The organism is Rhodococcus sp. P14 (assembly GCF_000256505.1).
GTDB lineage: Bacteria > Actinomycetota > Actinomycetes > Mycobacteriales > Mycobacteriaceae > Rhodococcus > Rhodococcus ruber.
This window is the reverse complement of record NZ_AJFC01000189.1, coordinates 24,193-30,712: the sequence shown is the minus strand read 5'-3', so window position 1 is coordinate 30,712 and position 6,520 is coordinate 24,193. Positions and strand designations below refer to the sequence as shown.

At 69.3% G+C, this 6,520-nt stretch carries 6 protein-coding genes; 4 read left to right on the top strand and 2 right to left on the bottom strand.

Features of this window, described 5'->3' with window-relative positions:
• The coding region (locus OEY_RS0113875; RefSeq protein ID WP_010594459.1) for a Zn-ribbon domain-containing OB-fold protein at window positions 1–347 on the bottom strand (347 nt) is incomplete at its 3' end.
• A 90-nt stretch (window positions 348–437) separates the two neighbouring features.
• Between OEY_RS0113875 and OEY_RS0113870 the strand changes: the two genes are divergently transcribed.
• Window positions 438–1,475 carry an LLM class F420-dependent oxidoreductase gene (locus OEY_RS0113870; RefSeq protein WP_010594458.1) on the top strand — a complete coding sequence of 346 codons (1,038 nt, stop codon included), beginning with the start codon at window positions 438–440 and terminating at the stop codon, window positions 1,473–1,475.
• A 148-nt stretch (window positions 1,476–1,623) separates the two neighbouring features.
• Here the strand turns inward: OEY_RS0113870 and OEY_RS0113865 are convergent, their stop codons facing one another.
• Window positions 1,624–2,457, bottom strand: a complete 834-nt coding sequence (locus tag OEY_RS0113865; RefSeq protein WP_010594457.1) for a crotonase/enoyl-CoA hydratase family protein — start codon at window positions 2,455–2,457, stop codon at window positions 1,624–1,626.
• Window positions 2,458–2,534: 77 nt separating this feature from the next.
• On the opposite strand from OEY_RS0113865, the gene OEY_RS0113860 reads away from it, so the two are divergent.
• From OEY_RS0113860 to OEY_RS0113850, 3 genes are read left to right on the top strand one after another with little or no spacing between them, the layout of a single operon-like run.
• On the top strand, window positions 2,535–4,190 hold the full coding sequence (locus tag OEY_RS0113860) for an acyl-CoA synthetase (RefSeq protein WP_010594456.1): 1,656 nt from the start codon (window positions 2,535–2,537) through the stop codon (window positions 4,188–4,190).
• 11 nt (window positions 4,191–4,201) lie between these two features.
• Complete coding sequence (locus tag OEY_RS0113855) at window positions 4,202–5,314, top strand: NAD(P)H-dependent flavin oxidoreductase (RefSeq protein WP_010594455.1); 1,113 nt, start codon at window positions 4,202–4,204, stop codon at window positions 5,312–5,314.
• A 10-nt stretch (window positions 5,315–5,324) separates the two neighbouring features.
• The gene (locus OEY_RS0113850) at window positions 5,325–6,518 is read left to right on the top strand and encodes a cytochrome P450 (RefSeq protein ID WP_228287187.1); all 1,194 of its coding nucleotides are present in this window, start codon (window positions 5,325–5,327) and stop codon (window positions 6,516–6,518) included.
• Window positions 6,519–6,520: the final 2 nt, after the last annotated feature.

Sequence of the window (6,520 nt, the reverse complement as noted above, 5' to 3'; positions counted from 1 at the left end):
GCGTGCGGCAGCGTCGTGTCGGCCCCGTCCAACTGGATCAGCGCCCACGCGAAGGGACGGTCGAACAGCTGGCCCGGCAACGGATCCGGATTCCAGGTCCAGCTGCGAACCGTGCCGCTCTGCCCGACCTCGACGAAGTCGGTGAGCGGTTCGTGGGTGACCGCGTCGAACTCCGGGGGCGGCACGAGGACTCGTCCGTCCGAGCCGCGGGCGCCGAGGATTCGTCCGTCGCGCAGACCGGTGACGAACGCGCCGACGGTCGGCCCCGTGGATCGGGTGTAGTCGAACTTCAGGTTCAGTGGTGCGCTCAGCGGTTTCTCCGCGGTCGCGCTCTTTCCCAGGCTCACAACTTCGAGTAGAACAGGTTCTAGAGACGGTGGCAAGGGTACTGTCCGAGCAGCGGTGCCTTCGGCCCACCCCGAAAGGAATGGTGTGCAATGAAACTGGGTCTGCAGCTCGGCTACTGGGGGGCGCAGCCGCCCGCGAACGCCGGAGAACTCGTCGCTGCCGCCGAAGCGGAGGGCTTCGACGCGGTCTTCGCCGCCGAGTCGTGGGGCTCGGATGCGTTCACACCGCTCGCCTGGTGGGGCTCGGGCACGCAGCGGGTGCGGCTCGGCACGTCCGTCGTGCAGGTCTCCGCCCGCACCCCCACCAGCTGCGCCATGCACGCCCTCACCCTCGACCACCTCAGCGGCGGTCGGCACATCCTGGGCCTCGGTGTGTCGGGCCCGCAGGTCGTCGAGGGATGGTACGGCGAGCCGTTCGCCAAACCGCTCGCTCGCACCCGCGAGTACGTCTCGGTCGTGCGCAGGGTGCTCGACCGCCGCGAGCCGGTGACCAACCCGGGGCCGCACTACCCGCTGCCGTACGACGGTCCCGGCGCCACCGGTCTCGGCAAGCCGCTCAAGCCGATCACGCACCCGCTGCGCGCGGACATCCCCATCTGGATCGGCGCCGAGGGACCGAAGAACGTCGCGTTGACCGCCGAGATCGCCGACGGATGGCTGGCCATCTACTACTCGCCGCGCCTGGCCCCGATGTACGACGAGTGGCTCGACGAGGGCTTCTCCCGTCCGGGCGCCCGGCGCACCCGCGCCGACTTCGAGATCGCCGCGACCTGCCAGGTCGTCGTCACCGACGACCGGGCGGGGACCGTCGCGGGCCTCAAGCCCGTCACGGCCCTGTACGTCGGAGGCATGGGCACTCCCGAACTGAACTTCCACGCCCAGGTGTACCGGAGGATGGGCTACGGCGACGTCGTCGACGAGGTGACCAGGTTGTTCCGCGCCGGTCGCAAGGACGAGGCCGCCGCCGCGATCCCCGACGAGATGGTCACCGAGACGATGATCGTCGGCGACCGCGACGAGGTCCGCGCCGGAGTGAAGCGCTGGTCCGACGCGGGCGTGACGATGCTGCTGGTGAGCTGCCACGACGCCGAGCACGTGCGTTCCCTGGCGGACGTCGTCCTGGGCTGATCACGCCGCCCCGGCGCGCACCCACTGCTGCCGCGTGGCCGAATGTCACACCGGTTCGATGTGATCGACGCGATGTGACATTCGGTCGGCGGGGGCGGTCGGCGGGGGCGGTCGGCGGGGGCGGCCGGCGGGGGCGGGCAGAGGCCCCTCAGGCGCCGGTGAACTTCGGGGCCCGCTTCTCGGCGAAGGCGCGGGGGCCCTCCTTGGCGTCGGCGCTCTTGAAGACCTCGGCGCCGAGCTTCGCGTCGATCTCGAAGGCCTCCTCCTCGTGCATGCCCTCGGTGTCGCGGATGGTCTTCAGGATGGCCCGGACGGCGAGCGGGCCGTTGGCGGCGATGGTGCCGGCGATCTCGAGGGCCTTGTCGAGTGCCTGACCGTCGGGGACGACGTGGCCGATCAGGCCGATCTCCTTCGCCTCGGGGGCCGTGATGTGCCGGCCGGTGAGCAGGATGTCGGCGGCGATCGTGTAGGGGATCTGACGCACGAGCCGCACCGCCGAGCCACCGAGTGGGAACAGGCCCCATTTTGCTTCGGACACACCGAATTTCGCGCTCTCGCCGGCCACCCTGATGTCGGTGCCCTGGAGGATCTCGGTGCCGCCGGCGATGGCCGGCCCCTCCACCGCGGCGATGAGCGGTTTGGTGAGGCGGCGGCCCTTGAGCAGCGCGGGCAGCCTGGACAGGTCCCATCCTCCGCCGTCGCCCTGCTCGAACTTGTCGCCCGGGGCGGACCGGTTCATCGCCTTGAGGTCGGCGCCCGCGCAGAAGGCGCCGCCCGCGCCGGTCAGGACGGCCACCCGGATCTCCGGATCGTTGTCGACGCGGTCCCACGCCTCGGCCATGATCGCCATCATCTCGCCGGAGAGGGCGTTGCGCGCCTCGGGCCGGTTCATGGTGACGATCAGGACCGGACCGCGCTGCTCGACGAGGCAGTGCGGAGCGGCTGCCGAAATGCCGGAAACTTCCGATGCGGTGGTGGACACTGAGGACTCCTGCGGTGTTGTGAACTGGATCTCATTCGGGTCTTGTCAGAAACGGTAACACGTTCTACTTTTGTGTCGTGGCCCTTAACATCGCAGACCTCGTAGAGCACGCAATCGACCTTGTTCCCGACCGCGTCGCGCTCGCGTCGGACGGACGTGAGGTCACCTACGCGCAGCTGGAGGAGCGCGCCAATCGGCTCGCCCACTATCTGCAGGAACAGGGTGTGAAGCCCGGTGACAAGGTGGGGATCTACTCCCGCAACACCATCGAAGCCATCGAGGCGATGGTCGCGGTGTTCAAGATCCGTGCCGTGATGGTGAACGTCAACTACCGGTACGTCGAGAACGAGTTGCAGTACATCTTCGACAACTCGGACATGGTCGCGCTCGTCCACGAGCGTCGCTATTCGGACAAGGTCGCCGCCGTCCTGCCGCACTGTCCGCAGATCCGTACCGTCGTCGTGGTCGACGACGGCACCGATCTCGACTACTCGGGCTACGACGGCGTCGACTACGAGTCCGCCCTGGCCCAGGGCTCACCCGAGCGCGACTTCGGCGAACGCAGCGCCGACGACCTCTACATCCTCTACACCGGAGGCACCACCGGCAGCCCCAAGGGCGTGATGTGGCGTCAGGAGGACGTGTGGCGCGTGCTCGGCGGCGGCATCAACTTCATGACGGGCGAATACGTCGCCGACGAATGGGAACTCGCCAAGACCGGTGCCTCGGGTGCGCCGCTGGTGCGCTTCCCGATCCCGCCGCTCATCCACGGCGGTGCCCAGTGGGCGGTGCTGCAGTCGCTGTTCAGCGGCGGCAAGGTCATCATGCATCCCGAGTTCGACGGCCACGAGGTGTGGCGGGTCATCGAGGAACACAAGGTCAACGTCATCTTCATCACCGGCGACGCGATGGGCCGCCCGATGCTCGACGCCCTCGAGAGCGGCCGTCCCGGGACGGGGGAGAAGTACGACCTGTCGTCGCTGTTCGCGATGGCGTCGAGCGCGGCCCTGTTCTCCCCGGCGCTGAAGGAGCGCTTCCTGGACCTGATGCCCAACACGGTCGTCACCGACTCGATCGGCTCGTCCGAGACCGGCTTCGGCGGACTCGGCATCGTCGCCAAGGGACAGACCCACGCGGGCGGCCCGACCGTCAAGATCGACGCCTCCACCGCCGTGATCGACGACGAGGGGAACCCGATCGAGCCCGGATCCGGTCAGGTGGGCGTGCTCGCCCGCAAGGGCCACATCCCGATCGGCTACTACAAGGACGAGGTCAAGACCAAGGCGACCTTCCGCGAGTACCACGGTGTCCGCTACTCCATCCCGGGGGACCACGCGCGGGTCGAGGCCGACGGCACCGTCACCATGCTCGGCCGCGGCTCGGTCTGCATCAACACCGGCGGCGAGAAGGTGTTCCCCGAGGAGGTGGAGGGCGCCCTGAAGGCCCACCCGGATGTGTTCGACGTCCTCGTCGTCGGCGTGCCGGACGAGCGCTGGGGACAGCGCGTGTCCGCCGTGATCGCCCCCCGGGCCGGCACCCGGCCGGCGCTGGCCGACCTCGTCGAGGTGGCCCGGACGCAGATCGCCAGCTACAAGATCCCGCGCAGTGTCTGGTACGTCGACGCCATCAAGCGCTCACCGGCCGGCAAGCCCGACTACCGGTGGGCCAAGGAGCAGACCGAGCAGCGCCCAGCGGACGACCACCACACCAACGGCTCCGCTGCGGCGAGCTAGAAGGGACCGGGATGCACACCGATCTCAGCAGGAAATTCGGAATCCAGTACCCGATCTTCGGGTTCACCCCGTCCGAGCACGTCGCCGCCGCGATCAGCCGGGCCGGTGGTCTCGGCGTCCTCGGCTGCGTCCGGTTCAACGACCCGGCCGAACTCGACGACGTCCTCACCTGGATGGACGAGAACACCGACGGCAAGCCCTACGGCGTCGACATCGTGATGCCCGCGAAGGTCCCCACCGAGGGGTCCGCCGTCGACCTCGACAAGCTCATCCCCGCCGAGCACCGTGCCTTCGTCGAGCGCACCCTCGCCGAACTCGGCGTGCCGCCGCTCGACGAGTCCGCCGAACACGCAGCCGGTGTCCTCGGATGGCTGCATTCGGTCGCCCGCTCCCACGTCGACGTCGCGCTCGGGCACCGTCCGGCCCTCATCGCCAACGCACTCGGCTCCCCGCCGAAGGACGTGATCGACCTCGCCCACGAGAAGGGGGTGCCCGTCGCGGCGCTCGCCGGGGCGGTCGAGCATGCCCGGCGGCACGTCGAGAACGGCGTCGACATCGTCATCGCCCAGGGATACGAGGCGGGCGGGCACACCGGTGAGGTGGCCTCGATGGTGCTCTGGCCCGAAATCGTCGACGCCCTCGGCGATTCGGCGACGGTACTTGCCGCCGGCGGAGTGGGGTCGGGTCGGCAGATCGCCGCCGCGCTCGCGCTCGGCGCGTCCGGAGTGTGGATGGGCTCCTACTGGCTCACCACCTCCGAATACAAGCTCGGCGCCGCCGCGGCCGGCCCGTCGTCGGTCCAGCGAGCGCTGCTCGGCGCGTCGTCGTCCGACACCGTGCGCTCGCGGATCTACTCGGGCAAGCCCGCCCGCCTGCTCAAGACGAAGTGGACCGAGGCGTGGTCGAAGCCCGAGGCGCCGTCACCACTGCCGATGCCGTTACAGAACCTGCTCGTGAGCGAAGCCCACCAGCGGATCGCCGCCGCGGACGATCCCGAGGTCGTCGCGATGCCCGTAGGGCAGATCGTCGGCCGGATGAACGAGATCCGGCCGGTCGCGGAGATCATGGCCGAGCTCGTCGCGGGGTACGAGCAGGCCGTCGACCGGCTGAACGCGGCCCGGTGACGGACCGGTGGTGACCGTCTACGATCCCTTCGACCCGCAGTTCCTGGCCGACCCCTACCCGGCCTACCGGATGCTGCGGGACGAGGATCCGGTGCATCGCCACGTCAGCGCCCGGAACGGCATCCCGCCGTTCTGGGCGCTGTCCCGCTTCGAGGACGTGTGGAACGCGGTGCGCGACACCGGCACCTACTCCTCTGCACAGGGATTGACGTTCGTACCCGACGAGATCGGAAAACTGGGTCTCGCGCCGACGATCGTCATGCTCGACCCGCCGCGGCACGGACAACTGCGTGGACTCGTCGCGAAGGGCTTCACTCCCCGGCGCGTCGCGGCGCTCGAGGACGCGGTGCGCGGATTCGTCCGAGTGCTGCTGGATTCCTTCGCGGGCTGGCGTGAGGTGGATCTGCACCGCGAGTTCTCCTCGCCGATACCCACATTCGTGCTGGCCGAGCTGCTCGGGGTGCCGGCAGCCGACCGGCCGCGCTTCGATCCGTGGGTCGCTGCCCTCACGGCGCTGCAGGACTCCGGGTTCGACCTGAACGCCATGAGCGCCCCCGCTGCCGTCGCCGAGATGTTCGAGTACTTCGCCGGGTTGATCACCGAGCGCCGTCGCGCACCCGGCGACGACCTGATCAGCGCGTTGACCGAAGTCGAGTCCGACGGCGAACTGCTCACCGACTGGGAGATCCTCGGCTTCTGCTTCGTCATGGTCGCCGGGGGCAACGACACCACCGGGAACCTGATCTCGCACGCGGTGATGCTGCTCGACACCGACCACCGCCAGCGCGCCCTGCTCGTCGACGACCCCGCCCGGATCCCGGGCGCGCTGATGGAGACGCTGCGGCTGGAGGGATCGGTGCAGGGACTGGCGCGGACCACCACGCGCGACGTCGAACTGCACGGGGTGACGATTCCCGCGGGGGAGAAGGTGATGATGCTCTACGGCGCGGCCAATCGGGACGAACGCGAATTCGGGGACACCGCCGAGCAGTTCGACATCACCCGCTCCATTCCGCGGCACCTGGGTTTCTCCAGCGGTCCCCACTTCTGCATCGGCTCGCACCTGGCGAAGTTGCAGTCCCGGGTCGCCCTCGAGGAATTGCTGTCCCGGTATCCGCACGTGTCGGTCGACCCGGGTGCGGGGGTACGCCTGCAGTCGTCGTTCACCCGCGGCTGGGTGAGCCTGCCCGCGTCGCTCGGGTAGCC

Excerpts from the sequence above, each read along its gene's own strand:
- OEY_RS0113870 (WP_010594458.1), top strand. The coding sequence starts at position 438 with ATGAAACTGGGTCTGCAGCTCGGCTACTGGGGGGCGCAGCCGCCCGCG.
- OEY_RS0113855 (WP_010594455.1), top strand. The coding sequence starts at position 4,202 with ATGCACACCGATCTCAGCAGGAAATTCGGAATCCAGTACCCGATCTTC.